Here is an 18,926-nt window from a genome sequence, read left to right on the forward strand (position 1 = left end):
GAACGGATGACGGCGCCTCTCGGGGCGCCGTTTTCATGATCCGAGGTCGGTCTTTATGCCCTTCGCCTTACCGAGCTTGCGGCAATAGCTGGCCCAGTCGCGGAAGTCCTGCGAGAAGGCCGCCATCTTGCCGCGCCCACGCCAGTCGTCAAAGCTTTCACGCTGATGAACCGCGACCCAGCTGGCGGCATCCGTGCGCCCTTCAGCCTCGGCCTGCTTGATCGCTGCGCCTCGCCAGATCATCCCCGCCCGGTCGAGCTTTTCCGCCCGCGCGGGGTCGGACATCATCGTGCCGACGCCGTGAAACAGGCCCGAGCATTGCGCCATACTCTGCGACAATGGCTGCGCCACACTCAGGCCTGGAGCGGCAACGAGGAAGAAACAAGTAAACAGGATACGCATAAGACCTTCCTCGATGCTGCCACCCCTTGTTTACCTAACGACAGTGCCGAAACCGGGGCAGAACCCGCACGAATTCGCGACCTTGTCGCGACATCCCAGCCCTGCGCGGAACTCCGGTCGCGCTAACGGGTTGGCTGGTAAAATAAAGACCGGAGCCCCCAATGACCCGCCATATCCTGCCCGCCCTTCTCGCCAGCCTCGCCCTACTCGCCGCCTGTCAGGAGATGACGCCGAAACAAGACGGGGCGATGCCCAAGACGCTGCCGGAGGGCATGGTCGGGCGCTGGGGGCTGACGAAGGCCGATTGCGACAGCTCACGCGATGACAACAAGGGGCTGATGGTGGTGAAGCCGGACAGCCTGCAATTCTACGAGTCGCAAGCCAAGCTCACTGAGATCGACAGCGCGACCGATCGCGTGGTGCGGGCGCGGTGGAATTTCACTGGCGAAGGACAAAAATGGCAGCGCGACATCGTGCTGACCCTGTCGAGCACGGGCATCTACCTCTCGCGTCAGGATATCACGCGGGACTCGATGAAACCCCTCACCTATCGGCAGTGCGTGTCCCCCTGACCGGACGAATGCTCAGATGAGGAAACCGCCGTCGCTGTCATCGCCAGCTTCCAGCAGCAGCCGGTCCATATCCGGCACGGTGACATGGCGCTTGCCCTGAAGCTCGATCACCCCGTCGCGTTTCAGCGCGGACATCTGGCGGCTCACCGTCTCGAGCGTCAGCCCGAGGTAATCGGCCATCGCCTCGCGCGTCAGCGGCAGATCGAACACCATCTGCCGGGCGCTGGGGCTCATGTTGATCGACGCATCGCGCCGCGCCACGATCGACAGCAGCGAGGCGATCTTCTCGCGCGCGGTCTTGCGGCCCAGAAGCAGCATCCATTCGCGCGCCGCGTCCAGTTCGTCGAGCGTCATCTGCAACAGGCGCTGCGCGATATGGGGCGTGCGCTCCATCATCTCCTCGAAGGGCTTGCGGCGGAAACAGCACATCAGAATGTCGGTGGTCGCGGTCACGTTATAGGCGGCGCGGTTGCGCCCTGGACGGCCCACGAAATCCGAAGGCAGCAAAAGGCCAACCATCTGGGTGCGCCCGTCCTCGAGCGTCTGCGTCAGGGTAGCGATGCCCGAGACGACCGAAGCCACGAAATCCATCTGGTCGCCGGCCCAGATAATCGTCTGGCCTGCCTCGAAACTCCGGTAATATTTGATCTTCTCAAGCTGTTCGAGCTCGTCCGCATCGCATCGTGCGCACACGGCGCGATGTTGGATCGGGCAGTCTCCGCAGGCGAGCGAAGCAGGCTGAACGTCATCATGTGCCATGTGGATATTGCTTGATCTGGGTCAAATTCTGTTGCGCGTCTTACATCTAAAGATACGCCTATGGAACAGGAATCGCAACTGACCCGGCTCGGGCTCTTCGACGCACGGGTGCCCCGCTACACTAGCTACCCCACCGCCCCCCATTTCGCGGGCGATGTCGGGCCGATGGAATTCGCGCACTGGATCGAAGCGATCCCCGAAGGTGCGTCGATCTCCCTTTATATGCACGTGCCGTTTTGCCGACGGCTGTGCTGGTTCTGCGCCTGCCGTACGCAAGGCACGCAAAGCGAAGAACCGGTGCGCGCCTATGCCGAGACGCTGCTGGCCGAACTGCGTCTTTTCAAGGAACGCTTGGCCCCCGGCGTCACGCTGTCGCGGCTGCATTGGGGCGGCGGCACGCCGACGCTGATGCCCGCCGAGATGATGCGCCGCCTCGCCGATGCGGTATTCGATGCGGTGCCGATGGGCGAAGGTGCGGAATTCTCGGTCGAGATCGACCCGAATGAGATCGACGCCGAGCGCATCGACGCGCTGGTGGAATCGGGAATGAACCGCGCCTCGATCGGGGTGCAGGATTTCGACCCGCAAATCCAAGGCGTTATCGGGCGCGACCAGAGCTACGAGATCACCAAGGCCGCGGTCGACATGATTCGCGAACGCGATGTCGCAAGCCTCAACGCCGATATTCTCTACGGGCTGCCGCACCAGACGCCGACAAAGATCGCGGATTCGGTGCAGAAGCTGCTGTCTCTCGGCCCCGACCGCGTGGCGCTTTACGGCTACGCGCATGTGCCGTGGATGGCGCGGCGCCAGACGATGATCCCGTCGGACCACCTGCCCACCCCGCAGGAGCGCCTGAAGCTCTTCGAGGTGGCGCGCGAATTGTTCGTGGCCGACGGCTATGACGAGATTGGCATCGACCATTTCGCCCTGCCGACCGACGGTCTCTCGATCGCGCAGAGGGCAGGCAAGCTGCGGCGCAATTTCCAGGGATATACCGACGATCAAGCCGAAGCGCTGGTCGGGCTCGGCGCCTCGTCGATCTCGCGCTTCCCGCAAGGCTATGCGCAGAACGCGCCCGCCACCTCGGCCCATACCGCGGCGATCCGGGCGGATCGGTTCTCGACCTCGCGCGGGCACCGCTTCACCGCGGATGACAAGATGCGCGCGCGGCTGATCGAGGCGCTGATGTGCGATTTCGAAGTGAGCGCAGCGGAACTGGTGCAGGACTTCGGCGCCGATCCGGAGGAGTTGTCCGCGCTGTTCGCCACCTGCGCCGAGCATTTCGGCGACATGGTTCAGGTGAGTGCGGAGGGGCTGCGCATTCCGGTCAAGGCCCGCCCCCTGACCCGGATGATCGCGCGCCATTTCGATGCCTATGATCTGTCGAAAGCCGGGCATAGCTCGGCGATCTGATCGCAGGGAAGAGGGACGAGAAAGGGGTCGCGGCGGCGGCCCCGTTTCTTTTGCGCGGGTCATCCGGCGACGCCCCGACCGCGTATCGCCCTGCATGAAGATGCGCCGCAAATCCGATCTGCCGATGAAGCTCTGCGCCAACTGTCGCCGCCCCTTCGCGTGGCGCAAGAAATGGGCCCGGGATTGGGAGAGCGTGCGCTACTGCTCAGAGCGCTGCCGGAGATCAGCAAAGACCGAACCGCCGAGGCGAAATCGCGGCGATTGATTTATCATACCACATGGTATATTAATTCCGCATGACCACTACGCCAGCCCCCTCGCGCCGTGGCCGCCCGCGCCGCAAACCGGAGGATCAGGACGCCCGCAAGGCGCTGATCCAGGCGGGGCTCGCACAGTTGACCGAGCGCGGATACGCGAGCGTCGCCCTCGACGAGATCACCGCCGCCGCCGGTGTCACCAAGGGCAGCTTCTACCATTACTTCCCGACGAAAGCGGCCTTCGGCGCGGCACTGATCGACGCCTATGGCGCCTATTTCGAAGACAAGCTCCGCCGCGCCTTCAGCCGCGCGGACCTTACCCCCCTCGCCCGGCTCACTGCCTTCACCGAAGAGGCCGAGGCGGGCATGGCGCGGTTCGAGTTTCGCCGCGGCTGCCTGATCGGCAATCTCGGTCAGGAGATGGGCAGCCTGCCCGAGGAGTTCCGCACCCGCCTAATCGCGGTGTTCGAGCGCTGGCAAAGCCTCACCTCGACTTGCCTTCGCGCTGCGCAAGCGGCGGGCGAGATCGGCCCCGATCATGACCCCGACGCCCTCGCAGAGCTGTTCTGGGCCGGTTGGGAAGGCGCTGTCCTGCGCACCAAACTTCAACGCAACCCCGAGCCGCTGCGCCGTTTCACCGACGGCTTCCTGCGGCTCGCCCGAAGCTGAAAGGATACCCCATGGTCAAAGCCATTCTGATCGAGAAACCCGAAGAAACCCAGAGCGCCGCGCTCAAGGAGATCGACCTGCCCGATCTGGCCGAGGGCCAGGTTGCCGTCGACGTCGCCTACTCGACGCTGAACTACAAGGACGCGCTGGCGATCACCGGCGCGGGCCCCGTGGTGCGCAGCTTCCCGATGGTGCCGGGCATCGACTGCTCGGGCATCGTCGCCAACAGCAAGCATCCCGATTTCGCCAAGGGCGACCGAGTCGTGCTCAACGGATGGGGCGTGGGCGAAAAGCACTGGGGCGGGTTGGCAGAGCGCGCCCATTTGAAAGGCGACTGGTTGGTGAAACTGCCCGACGGAATCTCCTTGCGTCAGGCGATGGCGATCGGCACGGCGGGTTACACGGCGATGCTTTGCGTGATGGCGCTTGAGGCGCATGGCGTGACGCCCGAGAGCGGCGAGGTCGTCGTGACCGGCGCGACCGGCGGCGTGGGCAGCGTGGCGACCGCGCTTCTGGGCAAGCTCGGTTATACCGTGGCCGCCGTCACCGGACGCCCCGAAGAGGAAGACTACCTCAAGGGCCTCGGCGCTTCCTCGATCGTTCCGCGCGAGGATGTCTCGGGCAAACCGCGCCCGCTGAACAAGGAACGCTGGGCCGGGGCTGTCGACGTGGTCGGCGGCGAAGTCCTCGCCAATGTCCTGTCGATGATGACCTATCGCGGCACCGTCGCGGCTTGCGGTCTGGCGGGCTCGATGAACCTGCCGACATCCGTGGCCCCTTTCATCCTGCGCGGCGTGACCCTTGCTGGCGTCGACAGCGTGATGTGCCCGCTCGAGGACCGCGTCGAGGCATGGCGCCGTCTGGCCGCCGATCTCGACATGGACAAGCTCGCCGCGATGGAGACTGAGGTCGCACTAGAAGACGTGATTGCAACCGCGCCGAAATTCCTCGAAGGAAAGATCCGCGGGCGGATCGTCGTTCCGGTCGCACCTGACCTCGGCTGATTACGGAAAAAAATGCTGTCTTTTCTGATCCTCGCGCTCGCCGGTCTCGCGGCGGGCGCTTTGAATGCGGTCGCGGGCGGCGGGACGTTCCTGTCCTTCCCCGCGCTGGTCTGGACCGGCGTGCCGCCGATCACCGCGAATGCGACCGCGACGCTGGCGGCCCTGCCCGGCTACCTGTCGAGCGCATGGGCCTTCCGCCATGAGCTGCGCCACAAGGGCCCGATGGCGCTGCGCACGATCCTGATCGCGGCCGTCGCGGGCGGTTTCCTCGGTGCGCTGCTGCTGTTGGTCACCCCCGAGAAACTGTTCGCAGGCGTGGTCCCGTGGCTGTTGCTGCTGGCGACGGCGGCCTTCGCTTTCGGGCCGTTGCTGCTGAAGGCGCTGCAACGCTCGGGCCGCACGATGGGCGCCGCGTCCGCCTTCGCTCTGCTGATGGCCGTGACGATCTACGGCGGCTATTTCAACGGCGGCCTCGGGATCATGCTGCTCGCCGCGCTCGGCCTGATCGGCTTCACCGATCTGCACGCTATGAACGGGTTGAAGAACCTCGTCTCGGCGGTGCTGTCGCTGGTCTCGGTTGTGACCTATGCGGTGGCCGGGTTGATCGACTGGCAGGCGGTACTGGTGCTGGGAATCGCGAGCGCAATCGGCGGCTATCTCGGCGCGCATCTGTCGAAGCGGATCACGAATATGGCGCTGCTTCGCGGCTTCATCATCGCGGTCGGGCTGGTGATGGCCGCAGTCTTCTTTGCACGCGGTTAACCCAGCCAGAGCGACGAGCCGAACATCTTGCGCAACAGCCCCGTCTGGCCGCTGACACCCGCGCGGGCGTAGATCTGCTTCGAGGTCGAGCGCGCGGTCTCCAGCGTCCAGCCCAGCCGCTCGGCCGCGTCGCGCAGGCTCGCCCCGTCGCACAGAAGCGCCGCGAGCCGCGCCTCGGAGCGGTTGAGATCGAGCGCCCCTGCGATCCGCGTGACCGGCAAAGCCTCAGCCCTTGGCATGTCGCGCAGATGACCGATCAGTGCGGGACTGCCCCGCCATTGTCCCGGCGCAAGACGGAGAACACCCCGGCCCTCAGGTCCCAGTGGAATCGGCCGGACGACCTCCCGCCCCTCTCCGAGTGCCGCAAGGTTCTGACGAAAGCGCAGCGCAGCGTCGGGATCGGCGAATTCCGGGCGTGCGCCCATGCGCAGCCGCAACCAGCCTTGCGCGTCGAACTCCGCCGCCACGCGCGGATCGAATGCGAGCACCGTGCCCGCAGGCGTCAGCACCACCCAGCCAGCGCCGAGCGCTTCGGCAGCCTCAGTATCACGCGCAGCACGGGCTCGCTCGCCACCGAGCGCCTCGCGGATCATCATTGCCTGCCCCAGATGCGGCGCGAGTGTCGAGAGCGCCAGCGCCTCGGCCGCGCGGAAATCCCGATGCGGACGCGCGATCATCAACACAGTTTGACCCGCCGCCCCCGCCGCAACTTTCAGCGCGCGGAGCGGTCCGGGCCATTCGATATCGCCCGGCAGGTCGATCTGCGAATAAACCCGGTCAAGGCGCATAGGGTGCAGGCGCGCAGCATCGGGCAAAGCAATCCTGCCAACCTGCCAGCCCGCGCCCTCCCCCTCGTTCGCGAGAATCTGCACCGCCGCGCCCTCGGCATGGGCAGCCTCACAAAGCCGCTCGAGAAAGCGCACCCAGCCCGCCTTTCCCGCCTCACTCGCCGCCGCGAAGAGCGCGTTGATCAACAGTGTGTTTTCAGACTGACCCAACATAAGCCGTCTTTACCCCCCATTTGGGGGGTTATCCAGCAAAACCCGAGGCCTATATCTTGGAAAACCGCGTTCAGACAGAGACCTCCCTCATGAACAAGACCCTGACTCACCTGCAGCGGCTCGAAGCCGAGAGCATTCACATCCTGCGCGAAGTCGTGGCCGAAGCCGATAATCCGGTCATGCTCTATTCCGTCGGCAAGGACAGCGCGGTGATGCTGCATCTCGCGAAAAAAGCCTTCTACCCGTCGCCGCCGCCCTTCCCGCTGATGCATGTCGACACGACGTGGAAATTCCAGGCGATGTACAACCTGCGCGACAAGGCCGCGAAGGATGCGGGTATGGAGCTGATCGTGCACCAGAACCCCGAGGCGAAGGCCAAGGGGATCAACCCGTTCGATCACGGCTCGCTGCATACCGACATGTGGAAGACCGAAGGTCTGAAACAGGCGCTGGACAAGCACGGCTTCGACGTGGCCTTCGGCGGCGCGCGCCGCGACGAGGAGAAATCCCGCGCGAAGGAACGCGTCTTCTCGTTCCGCTCGGCCAATCACCGCTGGGACCCGAAGAACCAGCGCCCCGAGCTTTGGCGCCTCTACAACGCCAAGAAGGCCAAGGGCGAGAGCGTCCGCGTCTTTCCGATCTCGAACTGGACCGAGCTGGACATCTGGCAATATATCCACCTCGAAGGGATCGAGATCGTGCCGCTCTATTTCTCGGCCCCGCGCCCGACGGTGGAACGCGACGGGCTGATCCTGATGGTCGATGACGACCGCTTCCCGCTGCGTGATGGCGAGGAGCCGAAGATGCGCTCGGTGCGCTTCCGCACGCTGGGCTGCTACCCGCTGACCGGCGCCGTCGAGAGCGAGGCGCAGACCCTTCCGGAAGTCATTCAGGAAATGCTGCTGACCACCACCTCCGAGCGTCAGGGCCGCGCGATCGACCACGATCAGAGCGCCTCGATGGAGAAGAAAAAACAGGAAGGCTACTTCTGAGCCTTCCTCTCCCGAGCCGCACGCGCGCCTTCATTTCCACCCTATCAGGTGAGCCGACATGACGACCAACGATCCGATCTACAAGACCGACGCGCTGATTGCGCAGGATATCGACGCCTATCTCGAGGCGCATCAACACAAGACCATGCTGCGCTTCATCACCTGCGGCTCGGTCGATGACGGGAAATCGACGCTGATCGGGCGGCTGCTCTATGACAGTAAGATGATCTTCGAGGATCAGCTGGCAGCCCTCGAGGCCGATAGCAAGCGCGTCGGCACCCAAGGCCAGGAGATCGACTTCGCGCTGCTGGTCGACGGTCTCGCCGCCGAGCGCGAACAGGGCATCACCATCGACGTGGCCTACCGCTTCTTCGCGACCGAGAAGCGTAAGTTCATCGTCGCGGACACGCCCGGCCACGAGCAGTATACCCGCAACATGGTGACCGGCGCTTCGACCGCCGATCTGGCCGTGATCCTGATCGACGCGCGCAAAGGTGTGCTGACTCAGACGCGGCGCCACTCCTATCTCGTCCACCAGCTGGGCATCCGCCATATTGTGCTGGCCGTGAACAAGATGGACCTCGTCGATTACGATCAGGCGACCTTCGACGAGATCGTGGCCGATTACAAAACCTTCGCCGACAGCATCGGCATCGAAGGCTTCACCCCGATCCCGATCTCGGGCTTCAAGGGCGACAACATCACCGGCCCGAGCGAGAACACCCCTTGGTACAAAGGCCCCTCGCTGCTGCCCTATCTCGAAGCGGTCGAAGTGGACGTGACCTCCGATCAGGAGCGCCCCTTCCGGATGCCCGTGCAATGGGTGAACCGTCCGAACCTCGATTTCCGCGGCTTCTCGGGGCTGGTGGCCTCGGGCACCGTGAAACCGGGCGACGAGGTGCGCGTGCTGCCCTCGGGCAAGACCTCGAAAGTCGCGCGGATCGTCAGCTTGGAGGGCGACCGCGACATGGCGGTGGCAGGCGAATCCACGACGATCACGCTCGCCGACGAGATCGACTGTTCGCGCGGTCAGGTCATCGTCGCCGCGAAAGAGCCGCTGGAAGTCGCGGATCAGTTCGAATCCACGCTCGTCTGGATGGACGAGACCGAACTGGTGCCGGGCCGCGCCTATTGGCTGAAAATCGGCACGCAGACGGTTTCGGCTACCGTCCACGAGCCGAAATACGAGGTGAACGTCAACACGCAGGAGCATCTGGCGACGAAGACGCTGGACCTGAACGCGATCGGCGTGGCCAATATCACCACCGACCGCGAGATCCCCTTCGCGCCCTATGGCGAGAACCGCGATCTGGGCGGGTTCATCCTGATCGACAAGATGACCAACCAGACGGCGGCTGCGGGGATGATCAACTTCGCGCTGCGCCGGGCTCAGAACATCCACTGGCAGGCGACCGATATCGGGCGCGAGCATCATGCCAACATGAAGCACCAGAAACCCGCCGTGGTCTGGCTGACGGGCCTCTCAGGCTCGGGCAAATCGACGATCGCCAATATCGTCGAGAAGAAGCTGGCGCGGATGAACCGCCACACCTTCCTGCTCGATGGCGACAACGTCCGCCACGGCCTCAACAAGGATCTGGGCTTCACCGAGGCCGACCGCGTGGAGAACATCCGCCGCGTCGGCGAGGTCGCGAAGCTGATGACCGATGCAGGCCTGATCGTGGTCACGGCCTTCATCTCGCCCTTCCGCTCCGAGCGCGACATGGTCCGCGCGATGATGCAGCCGGGCGAATTCCTCGAAGTCTTCGTGGATACGCCGCTGGAAGTGGCCGAGGCCCGCGACGTGAAAGGGCTTTATGCCAAGGCACGCGCCGGTCAGCTGAAGAACTTCACCGGCATCGACTCGCCCTACGAGGCGCCCGAGAATGCCGAGATGCGGATCGACACCACCGCGATCAGCCCCGAGGAAGCGGCCGATCTGATCATCGAGCGGCTCATTCCGTAAGCGGTTACATCCGCTGCCCCAAGTCACGCGAACGTGCGGCCCTCCCGGGGGGCGCACGTTTTCGTTTTGGCCTTGACCTCGCTCGGGGGCGCGCCCCAACCTGCCCGAAATATCGCCAGCAGAAAGAAGCCCGAATGCCGATCGAAAACGTGCACTTCAGCGAACTCGAATATTCCCGCCGGATCGCGCTCGTGCGTGCTGCGATGGCGCAACGCGAGATCGACATTCTCTTCATCACCAACCCCTCGAACCAGTTCTGGCTGACGGGCTATGACGGCTGGTCTTTCTACACCCATCAGGGGGTGATCCTGCCGATGGAAGGCGCGCCCTATTGGTGGGGCCGCTTCATGGATGCCAACGGTGCGCGCCGCACCGTTTGGATGGAGGAGGAAAACATCCTCCATTACAACGACGCGATGGTGCAATCCGACATCATGCACCCGATGGAAGACCTCGCCTCGCACCTGCGGATCATGGGCTACGGCAAGGCCCGGATCGGCGTCGAGATGGAGACCTATTTCTACACCGCGAAGGCCCATGCGGTCCTTTATGAAGGGCTGCCCGAGGCCACGCTTCTCGACGCCTCGGTGCTGGTGAACTGGCAGCGCCTGATCAAATCCGACGAGGAGCTTCGCTTCATGCGCCGCGCCGCGCGGATTTCCGAACTGGTGATCGAACGCGCGATGGAACTGGCAGAGCCGGGGCTGCGCAAACACGATCTGGTGGGCGAGCTCTATCGTACCGCCGTGCAGGGCGAGGAAGACAGCTGGGGCGATTACCCGGCCATCGTGCCTATGCTGCCCTCGGGCCCCGACGCCTCCGCGCCGCACCTGACATGGAACGGCGAAGCGCTGAAGGCGGGCGAGGCGACCTTTGTCGAACAATCCGGCTGCTACCGCCGCTATCACGCGCCGCTCTGCCGCACCGTGTTTCTCGGCAAGCCGCCGCAACACATGATCGACGCGTCCGAGGCGCTGACCGAGGGGCTGAACGCCGGGATCGAGGTCGCCCGCGCCGGCAACCGCGCCTGCGACATCGCGCGCGCGTTGAATGTCGAGCTGGCCAAGGTCGGCATCGAACGCCCCAACCGCGCGGGCTACGCGGTGGGCTGCTCCTACCCGCCGGATTGGGGCGAGCACACCGTCTCGATCCGCGACACCGACGAGACGATCCTTGAACCCGGCATGACCTTCCACTTCATGCCCGGTCTCTGGATGGATCATTGGGGAATGGAGACGACGGAGACCATCGTGATCACCGAGGACGGCCCCGCCATGCCCCTGTGCAACGTCGAGCGCAAACTGTTCATCAAGGACTGACCCCATGCGGATCGACACCACCCGCGCGATCCTCTCGGACCTGATCGCCTACCCGACGATTTCGACCGACAGCAACCTGCCGATCATCCATTACATCGCGGACCGGCTGGAAACCGTCGGCGCGGCGGTGGAAGTGATGGTCGACGAAAGCGGCCACAAGGCGAACCTCTTCGCGACACTGGGCGCGCCGCGCGACGGCGGGCTCGTGCTGTCGGGCCATTCGGATGTGGTGCCGGTCACCGATCAGGATTGGAGCAGCGATCCCTTCACCATGACCGAGCGCGACGGCAAGCTCTACGGGCGCGGTGCTTGTGACATGAAAGGGTTCATTGCGGCCTGTCTCGGCTCGCTCGACCTCTTGGCCGAGGCCGCGAAATCCCGCCCGATCCATTTCGCCTTCACCCATGACGAGGAGGTCGGCTGTCTCGGCGCGCAGGAACTGGTGAAGCTGCTCGCGAAACGCCCGGTCAAACCCGGGCTTTGCATCATCGGCGAGCCGACCTCGATGCAGGTTTTCGACGGCAACAAGGGCTGCTGCGAATATACCGTGCGCTTCGAGGGCCTGCCGGGGCACAGCTCCGCCCCCGAGAAGGGCGTGAACGCGGTCGAATATGCGGTGCGCTACATCAACCGGCTGTTCGAGCTGCGCGCCGAACTGATCAAACGCTGCCCCGAAGGTTCGCGCTTCGACCCGCCACAGACGACGCTCAACGTGGGCGCGCTGAAAGGCGGCATCTCGCATAACGTGATCGCGCCCCGCGCCGAACTGGCTTGGGAGATGCGCCCGATCAACGCCGCCGATATGGAGTTCGTCAAAGGCGAGATCGCGAGCTACGTCGAAGACACGCTGCTGCCCGAGATGCGCGCAATCGCCCCTGAGGCCGGGATCGCTACCGAGACCATCGGCGAGGTCGTGGGGCTCGAGCCGATGGACGACAATGCCGCGCGCGATCTGGTCTTCGCGCTGACCGGCCAGAACCACGCAGGCTGCGTCGCCTTCAACACAGAGGCCGGGCTGTTCCAGTCGCTCGGGATGGATGCCGTGATCTGCGGGCCCGGCTCGATCGAGCAGGCCCACAAGGCCGACGAATTCGTCTCGCTCGAGCAGATGGATCAGGCGCTGACGATGCTGGGAAGGCTCGCCAGCGCCCGATCCTGACCGCTCTTACGCGGCGGCTTGTCGCACAGGGGTGGCGGCGGTCTCGCGGTAATGCGCCTGGGCTGCGGCAACCCCGCTGCCCAGCTCCACCGGCAGGCCGAGATCGACCATCGCCATCTCGGCCGTGGCCAGCCCCGAGAGCGCCATCACATCGGTCATCAGGCCCAGATGCCCGATGCGGAACACCTTGCCCGCGACATCGCCCAGCCCGCCCCCGAAGGCCACGCCATAGGTATTCAGCGCCTGCGCCACGATCCGGCCCGCGTCGAACCCGTCCGGCGCACGCACCGCGCTGACGCTGTTGGAATAGAGATCGGGCGAGACCGCGCAAAGCTCCATGCCCCACGCCGCCACCGCGCGGCGCACGCCCTCCGCGATCCGGGCGTGACGGGCGAAGACATTGCCCAGCCCCTCTTCCAGCAACATGTCGCAGGACGCTTTCAGCCCGTTCAGCATCCCCACCGGCGGCGTGTAGGGATAGCCGTTGGCCGCATAGCCCGTACGCATGTCGCGAATGTCGAAGAAGCAGCGCGGCAGCTTCGCGCCCTCGACCGCCTCCAGCGCCTTTTGCGAAAAGCCGGTGATGGCGAGGCCCGGCGGCAGCATGAAGCCCTTCTGACTGCCAGTGACCGCAACATCGACGCCCCAGTCATCCATCCGGAACTCCATCGACCCGATCGAGCTGACGCCATCCACGAAAAACAGCGCCGGGTGCCCCGCCGCATCCATCGCGCGCCGGATCCCCGCGACATCCGAGGTCACGCCGGTCGCGGTCTCGTTATGGGTGGCGAGCACCGCCTTGATCTGGTGGCCCGTGTCGGCGCCGAGGATGTCCGCGAAGCGCTCGACCGGGATGCCCTCACCCCACGCGACGCTGACCACCTCGACCTCCAGCCCGTAACGCTGGCACATGTCGATCCATTTATGGCTGAACATCCCGTTGCGGCAGGCCAGAACCTTGTCGCCGGGCGAGAGCGTGTTGGTGATCGCGGTCTCCCAGCCGCCGGTGCCGGTCGCGGGGAAGACGAAGGCCTCGCCCTTGGTCGTCTTGAGCACCTTCTTCACACCGTCCAGCGCCGGGTGGATGATATCGGCGAAACCGGGGCTGCGATGATCCATCGTCGGGATATCGACGGCCTTGCGCAGCGCCTCGGGGATGTTGGTCGGGCCCGGAATGAAAACGGGATTGAGATGGATCATGACGCCTCCTCCATGTGTCGGAAGCGTTTCTACCATGGCGCAGTAAACCCTGAAATTTTTACGGATCGTGGGCGTCTGCACTGCGTCAGTCGAGAATTTGTAGGAAATTCAGGGCTTTGTTTTTTTCACACAGTGAAATTAGATTTTGCTTTATACTGCGTAAGATATTTCTTTCGCCGCTCAGAGGTGCGCCCGATGACCATGCCCCGCCGGAAGGGCCGCCCGAAAGGCTTCAACACGGACCCCGCGCAGGGCACGATCCTCGCGCTGGACCGGGCGCTCGACGTGCTGGACCTGCTGGCGCGGCATGGCGGGCTGTCGCTGAGCGCCATCGCGCGCGAGCTGGACCAGTCTCCGGCGACGATGCACCGGGTTCTGGCCACGCTGCATGCCCGCGATTTCGTGGAGCCCGAGGCGCAGGACTGGCATATCGGCCCGGCGGCCTTCCGCATCGGCTCGGCCTTCCTGAGGCGCACCAATGTCTTCGAGCGTGCCCGGCCGCTGATGCAGGATCTGATGCGCGCGACCGGGGAGACGTCAAATCTGGGCGTCGAGCGCGCGGGACAGGTTCTGTTCACCGGGCAGGTGGAGACGCATGATCCGATCCGGGCGTTCTTCCCGCCGGGCACGGTCTCGCCGCTGCACGCGTCGGGCATCGGCAAGGCGCTTCTGAGCACCTATGCCCCGGACCGGCTCGACCACCTCCTCGCGGAGTATGACTTCACGCGGTTCAATGACCGCACGATCGGCGATGCGGAAGCCTTGCGTGCCGAACTGGCGCGGGTCACAGCGCAGGGCTACGCGGTCGACGATGAAGAACGAACGCTCGGGATGCGCTGCATCGCCGCGCCGATCTTCGACGCGCATGGCGACGCGGTGGCGGGGATTTCGGTCTCCGGCCCCGTGCAGCGAATTCCCGATAGCCGCCTGCCCGCGCTCGGGCAAGCGGTGACTCAGGCCGCGCAAGCGATCAGCCACCGGATCGGCGCGGCTTAATTCAGCCGCTGACCGGTTTTCGGATCGAAGAGATGCAGGTCCTCGGCGTTCACCGAGAGCCGCACCTGCCCCACCGCTTGCTTCTCCATATGCACGCCCGGCAGTGCCGCGGTCATCGCCTCGCCGCGCCCTTCCAGCGTGCCGTGCAGGAGCGTGTTCGCGCCCAGCGGCTCGGACAGGGTGACATTCAGCGTAAGCGGCCCGTTGTCATCGGGATGCAGGTGTTCGGGCCGGATCCCGAGGCTGACGGGGCGATCGGGCAGATCGGTCGGGCCGAGCGTGACATGGCCCAGCATCACCTGTCCGGCGCGCACCTCGGCATCGATGACATTCATCGACGGGCTGCCGATGAACTGCGCTGCGAAGATCGTCACGGGGCGCTCATAGACTTCGAGCGGCGTGCCGATCTGCTCGGCCACGCCGCCGTTCATCACGATCATCCGGTCAGCCATGGTCATCGCCTCGACCTGATCGTGGGTCACGTAGAGCGCGGTCACACCGAGCTTGCGCTGCAGCTCGCGGATTTCGACGCGCATCTGCACCCGCAGCTTGGCGTCGAGGTTCGACAGCGGCTCGTCGAACAGGAAGACCGAGGGCTCGCGCACGATGGCGCGGCCCATCGCGACCCGCTGACGCTGCCCGCCCGACAATTCGCGCGGCTTGCGCTCGAGATAGTCCGACAGCTGCAACAGCTTCGCAGCCTCATCGACGCGTCGCTTGATCTCGGATTTCGCCATGCCCGCGATCTTCAGGCCGTAGCCCATATTCTGGCGCACCGACATATGCGGGTAGAGCGCGTAGTTCTGGAACACCATCGCGATGTCGCGGTCCATGGGCTCGCGCTCGTTCACGCGGGCCTCGCCGATGCGGATTTCGCCCTCGGAGATGCTCTCCAGCCCCGCGACCATGCGCAGAAGCGTCGATTTCCCGCAGCCGGAAGGACCGACGATGACGATGAATTCGCCATCCTGGATGTCGATCGAGACCCCGTGCAGAACCTCGGTCTTGCCGAAACGTTTCTTGATATTTTCGAGTTCAACGGTCGCCATTGTCTGCCCTTATTTCTCGCTGTCCACGAGGCCGCGAATGAAGAGTTTCTGCATCGAGATCACCACGATCACCGGCGGGATCATCGCGAGGATCGAGGTCGCCATGATGACCGGCCAATCGGCGATGTCGTCGCCCGACGGGAACATCTGCTTGAGCCCCATGACGATGGTGTTCATCTCGGGATTGGTGGTTATGAGAAGCGGCCAGAGATACTGGTTCCAGCCGTAGATGAAGAGGATCACGAAGAGCGCCGCGATATTCGTGCGGCTCATCGGCAGCAGGATATCGAAGAAGAAGCGCATCGGGCGCGCGCCATCGACGCGGGCGGCCTCGGCCAGCTCGTCCGGCACCGTTAGGAAGAACTGCCGGAACAGGAAGGTCGCCGTGGCCGACGCGATCAGCGGCAGGATCAGGCCGGAATAGCTGTTGAGCATCCCGAAGCCCGCGACCACCTCATAGGTCGGCACGATCCGCACCTCGACCGGCAGCATCAGCGTGATGAAGATCATCCAGAAGAAGAAGCGCCGCCCCGGAAAGCGGAAATAGACGATCGCGAAGGCCGACAAGAGCGAGATCGCGATCTTGCCGAGCGCGATCCCCAGCGCCATCACCAGCGAGTTCACCAGCATCGTCGCGACCGGAACATTCACCCCGGAGAACAGCGCATCCGAATAGTTCTGGATCAGGTGCGAGCCCGGCATCACCGGCATCGGCGCCTGCGCAATCTCTTGCTGGGTATGGGTCGAGGCCACGAAGGCCAGCCAGATCGGGAAGAAGATCACCAGCACGCCCGCGATCATCAGCACATGGGTCAGCCACAGACCGGAGCCGCGCTTTTCCACCATGCCCGGGGGCGGTTCGTTGTGCATGTCAGCCATCAGTAATGCACCCGCTTTTCGACGAATTTGAATTGCAGCACCGTCAGGAAGCCCACGACCACGAGCAGCACCACGGATTGCGCGGCGGAGCTGCCGAGGTCCTGACCGACGAACCCGTCGGCATAGACCTTGTAGACGAGGATCGTAGTGGCCTGTTGCGGCCCGCCGGAGGTGATCGTGTGGATCACGCCGAAGGTCTCGAAGAAGGCGTAGACGATGTTGACGACCAGCAGGAAGAAGGTTGTGGGCGACAGGAGCGGCAGCACGATCGTGAAGAAGCGCCGCCAGAACCGCGCCCCGTCGATCGCCGCCGCCTCGATCACCGATTTCGGCACCGCTTGCAGCGCCGCGAAATAGAACAGGAAGTTGTAGCTGATCCGGCCCCAGGCCGACGCCACGACGACGAGCCCCATCGCCTCATGCTCGTTGAGCACATGGTTCCAGTCGTAGCCCATCTGGTTGAGATAGAAGGCGACCACACCGATCCGCGTGTTGAACATGAACAGCCACAGCACACCGGCCACCGCGGGTGCGACCGCATAGGGCCAGATCAAGAGCGTGCGATAGGTCCCCGCCCCTTTCACCAGCCGATCCGCCAGCACCGCGAGGAACAGTGCCGGGATCATCGAGACCAGTGTCACGAGGGTCGAGAACACCGCCGTCGTCACGAAGGACGCGCGGTAATAGGGGTCGTTGAAGAGATATTCGAAATTTCCGAGGCCCACATATTGCATCGACAGGCCGAACGGATCGGGGATGAACAGCGATTGCCACACCGCCTCGCCCGCCGGGTAGAAGAAGAACACGCCCGAGACGATCAACTGCGGCGCAAGCAGCAGCATCGGCAAGAGCCAGCCCTTGAAGGTTACGCGTTTTTCCATATCGGGATCGGGGCCTTCGAATAGAAATAGCCGCGGGCAGGTTTCCCCCGCCCGCGGCCGGATTTGGGTTAGCGGTTGGCTTGCTCGAAGCGGCGCAGCAGCTGGTTGCCACGCTCCACCGCGTTGTCGAGCGCGTCCTGAGCGGTCTTGTCACCGGCCCAGACAGCTTCCAGTTCCTCGTCGATGATGCCGCGGATCTGGTCGAAGTTGCCCAGACGGATGCCCTTCGAGTTCTCGGTCGGCGCATTCGCGGTCATCTGCTTCACAGCCACATCGGTGCCGGGGTTCGCGTCATAGAAGCCCTGCTCGCGGGTCAGATCAGCCGCAGCCTTGGTGATCGGCAGATAGCCGGTATCCTGGTGCCACTTCGCCTGCACTTCCGGCGAGGAGAGATAGCTCAGGAACTCGGCGACACCCTTGTAATGGCTGTCATCCTTGCCCGACATCACCCAGAGCGAAGCGCCCCCGATGATGGTGTTCTGCGGCGCACCGTCCACGTCGCCCCAATAGGGCAGCGGGTGAACCTCGAAGTTGAACTTGGCTTCGGACTTGATGCCCGCGTAACCGGCCGAGCTCTCGGTGAAGAGCGCGCAGGTGCCGGCGCGGAAGTCCGCACCACCTTCGTTGCGGCGGCCCTTGTAGATGAACTCGCCCTTCTTGGCCCAGTCACCCAGCGTCTGGATATGCTTGACCTGAACGGGGCCGTTGAATTCCAGCTTGGCGTCGAGACCGGCGAAGCCGTTCTCTTGGCTGGCGAACGGCACGTTGTGATAGGCCGAGAGGTTCTCGAGCTGGATCCAGCTCTGCCACGCGGTGGTCATCGGGCAATCGACGCCCGAAGCCTTCAGCTGGTCGAGCACCTTGCCGACATCTTCCCAGGTGGTCAGCGGCGCATCCTTGGCCACGCCTGCCTCGTCGAGCATGTCGCGGTTGACCCAGAGAACTGGCGTCGAGGAGTTGAAGGGCAGCGACAGCATCTTGCCGTCGGTGGTGGTGTAGTAGCCCTTCACCGCGCCGATATAATCGTCGGGATTGAAGTCGACGCCCGCGTCTTCCATCACCTGATAGACCGGCTTGATCGCGCCCTTGGCGGCCATCATCGTCGCCGTGCCGACCTCGAACACCATCAGGATGTCGGGCTGCTCACCGGCGCGGAACGCGGCGATCCCGGCGTTCAGCGTTTCCGAGTAGTTACCCTTGTTGGTCGCCACGACCTCATACTGGTCCTGGCTGGCATTGAAGTCCTTGACCTGCTGATCGACGAGCTCGCCGAGACGGCCGGTAAAGGCGTGCCAGAACTGGATTTCCGTCGCTGCATTGGCCGTGAAGGGCGCAATGAGCGAGGCCGACGCAAGCGCCGCACCGAGTGCAAAATTCTTCATGTCTTCCTCCCATATGTAGCGGGATTCATTGTTGGATGGATCTGAGGCCCCAAGCGAAGCCTCCGCGCTACGCGGCGTAGTGTGCGGATGTAACAGGAACAAAACAAGAGAGTGATTTCGTTTTCGCTTTGACGCTCGGTCGCGTGATCCGATGCGGAGCCGCGCCTCCTCAATCCCTATTTTTCATAGGAATTTCGAAGCTCCTCGAAGTTAGGCCGATCCATTGCTCACGATTTTGTGAAGCGCATTTTTGCGCGCTTC

The 18,926-nt window shown here is 64.2% G+C and carries 19 protein-coding genes; 11 read left to right on the plus strand and 8 right to left on the minus strand.

Annotation, left to right across the window (positions count from 1 at the left end; all coding sequences use genetic code 11):
- Positions 1-33 precede the first annotated feature (33 nt).
- Complete coding sequence (locus tag BMI85_RS05840) at positions 34-327, minus strand: hypothetical protein (RefSeq protein WP_210402314.1); 294 nt, start codon at positions 325-327, stop codon at positions 34-36.
- Between the two features lie 236 nt (positions 328-563).
- On the opposite strand from BMI85_RS05840, the gene BMI85_RS05845 reads away from it, so the two are divergent.
- Positions 564-974, plus strand: a complete 411-nt coding sequence (locus BMI85_RS05845) for a hypothetical protein (RefSeq protein WP_078600125.1) — start codon at positions 564-566, stop codon at positions 972-974.
- A gap of 12 nt (positions 975-986) precedes the next feature.
- On the opposite strand, the gene BMI85_RS05850 is transcribed toward BMI85_RS05845, so the two are convergent.
- Entirely contained in the window at positions 987-1,733 is a 747-nt protein-coding gene (locus tag BMI85_RS05850; protein WP_078541984.1) for a transcriptional regulator FnrL, read from the minus strand.
- Between the two features lie 60 nt (positions 1,734-1,793).
- Between BMI85_RS05850 and hemN the strand changes: the two genes are divergently transcribed.
- The 5 genes from hemN to BMI85_RS05875 all read left to right on the plus strand — a co-directional run bounded on the left by hemN (position 1,794) and on the right by BMI85_RS05875 (position 5,841).
- A complete protein-coding gene (gene hemN, locus BMI85_RS05855; protein WP_078548278.1) occupies positions 1,794-3,149 on the plus strand; it encodes an oxygen-independent coproporphyrinogen III oxidase in 1,356 nt (451 codons plus the stop codon).
- 100 nt (positions 3,150-3,249) lie between these two features.
- Positions 3,250-3,414 carry a DUF2256 domain-containing protein gene (locus BMI85_RS05860; protein WP_078601074.1) on the plus strand — a complete coding sequence of 55 codons (165 nt, stop codon included), beginning with the start codon at positions 3,250-3,252 and terminating at the stop codon, positions 3,412-3,414.
- A gap of 31 nt (positions 3,415-3,445) precedes the next feature.
- Positions 3,446-4,075 carry a TetR/AcrR family transcriptional regulator gene (locus BMI85_RS05865; protein WP_078600127.1) on the plus strand — a complete coding sequence of 210 codons (630 nt, stop codon included), beginning with the start codon at positions 3,446-3,448 and terminating at the stop codon, positions 4,073-4,075.
- Between the two features lie 11 nt (positions 4,076-4,086).
- Positions 4,087-5,079 (plus strand): MDR family oxidoreductase, encoded by a 993-nt coding sequence (locus BMI85_RS05870; protein ID WP_078600129.1) that lies wholly within the window; start codon positions 4,087-4,089, stop codon positions 5,077-5,079.
- Positions 5,080-5,091: 12 nt separating this feature from the next.
- Positions 5,092-5,841: a sulfite exporter TauE/SafE family protein gene (locus tag BMI85_RS05875; protein ID WP_078600131.1), complete on the plus strand. Its 750-nt coding sequence runs from the start codon at positions 5,092-5,094 to the stop codon at positions 5,839-5,841.
- Here the strand turns inward: BMI85_RS05875 and BMI85_RS05880 are convergent.
- Positions 5,838-6,815 carry a hypothetical protein gene (locus tag BMI85_RS05880; RefSeq protein ID WP_078600133.1) on the minus strand — a complete coding sequence of 326 codons (978 nt, stop codon included), beginning with the start codon at positions 6,813-6,815 and terminating at the stop codon, positions 5,838-5,840. The two genes, BMI85_RS05875 and BMI85_RS05880, sit on opposite strands and share 4 nt — an antisense overlap.
- An 83-nt stretch (positions 6,816-6,898) precedes the next feature.
- Here BMI85_RS05880 and cysD point away from each other — a divergent pair, with 83 nt between their 5' ends.
- The 4 genes from cysD to argE all read left to right on the plus strand — a co-directional run bounded on the left by cysD (position 6,899) and on the right by argE (position 12,278).
- Positions 6,899-7,834 (plus strand): sulfate adenylyltransferase subunit CysD, encoded by a 936-nt coding sequence (cysD, locus tag BMI85_RS05885; protein WP_256365665.1) that lies wholly within the window; start codon positions 6,899-6,901, stop codon positions 7,832-7,834.
- Between the two features lie 58 nt (positions 7,835-7,892).
- On the plus strand, positions 7,893-9,800 hold the full coding sequence (gene cysN, locus BMI85_RS05890; RefSeq protein ID WP_078600135.1) for a sulfate adenylyltransferase subunit CysN: 1,908 nt from the start codon (positions 7,893-7,895) through the stop codon (positions 9,798-9,800).
- 134 nt (positions 9,801-9,934) lie between these two features.
- Positions 9,935-11,119 (plus strand): M24 family metallopeptidase, encoded by a 1,185-nt coding sequence (locus BMI85_RS05895; RefSeq protein WP_078541991.1) that lies wholly within the window; start codon positions 9,935-9,937, stop codon positions 11,117-11,119.
- 4 nt (positions 11,120-11,123) lie between these two features.
- Complete coding sequence (argE, locus tag BMI85_RS05900) at positions 11,124-12,278, plus strand: acetylornithine deacetylase (protein WP_078548297.1); 1,155 nt, start codon at positions 11,124-11,126, stop codon at positions 12,276-12,278.
- A gap of 6 nt (positions 12,279-12,284) precedes the next feature.
- Here argE and bhcA read toward each other — a convergent pair whose 3' ends face one another.
- A complete protein-coding gene (gene bhcA, locus BMI85_RS05905; protein ID WP_078600137.1) occupies positions 12,285-13,478 on the minus strand; it encodes an L-aspartate--glyoxylate aminotransferase BhcA in 1,194 nt (397 codons plus the stop codon).
- Between the two features lie 195 nt (positions 13,479-13,673).
- On the opposite strand from bhcA, the gene bhcR reads away from it, so the two are divergent.
- Complete coding sequence (gene bhcR, locus BMI85_RS05910) at positions 13,674-14,474, plus strand: HTH-type transcriptional regulator BhcR (protein ID WP_078600139.1); 801 nt, start codon at positions 13,674-13,676, stop codon at positions 14,472-14,474.
- Here the strand turns inward: bhcR and ugpC are convergent.
- From ugpC to ugpB, 4 genes are all read right to left on the minus strand, one after another.
- Positions 14,471-15,523, minus strand: coding sequence for a sn-glycerol-3-phosphate ABC transporter ATP-binding protein UgpC (gene ugpC, locus BMI85_RS05915; protein WP_078600141.1), 1,053 nt, complete (start codon positions 15,521-15,523; stop codon positions 14,471-14,473). The genes bhcR and ugpC overlap by 4 nt on opposite strands.
- Positions 15,524-15,532: 9 nt before the next feature.
- The gene (gene ugpE / locus BMI85_RS05920) at positions 15,533-16,369 is read right to left on the minus strand and encodes a sn-glycerol-3-phosphate ABC transporter permease UgpE (protein WP_078601076.1); all 837 of its coding nucleotides are present in this window, start codon (positions 16,367-16,369) and stop codon (positions 15,533-15,535) included.
- A gap of 32 nt (positions 16,370-16,401) precedes the next feature.
- Entirely contained in the window at positions 16,402-17,283 is an 882-nt protein-coding gene (gene ugpA / locus BMI85_RS05925; protein ID WP_078520423.1) for a sn-glycerol-3-phosphate ABC transporter permease UgpA, read from the minus strand.
- A 68-nt stretch (positions 17,284-17,351) separates the two neighbouring features.
- Positions 17,352-18,665, minus strand: coding sequence for a sn-glycerol-3-phosphate ABC transporter substrate-binding protein UgpB (gene ugpB, locus BMI85_RS05930; protein ID WP_078569990.1), 1,314 nt, complete (start codon positions 18,663-18,665; stop codon positions 17,352-17,354).
- Between the last annotated feature and the right edge of the window lie 261 nt (positions 18,666-18,926).

This window comes from Thioclava sp. DLFJ4-1, assembly GCF_002020145.1.
GTDB classification, from domain to species: domain Bacteria; phylum Pseudomonadota; class Alphaproteobacteria; order Rhodobacterales; family Rhodobacteraceae; genus Thioclava; species Thioclava sediminum.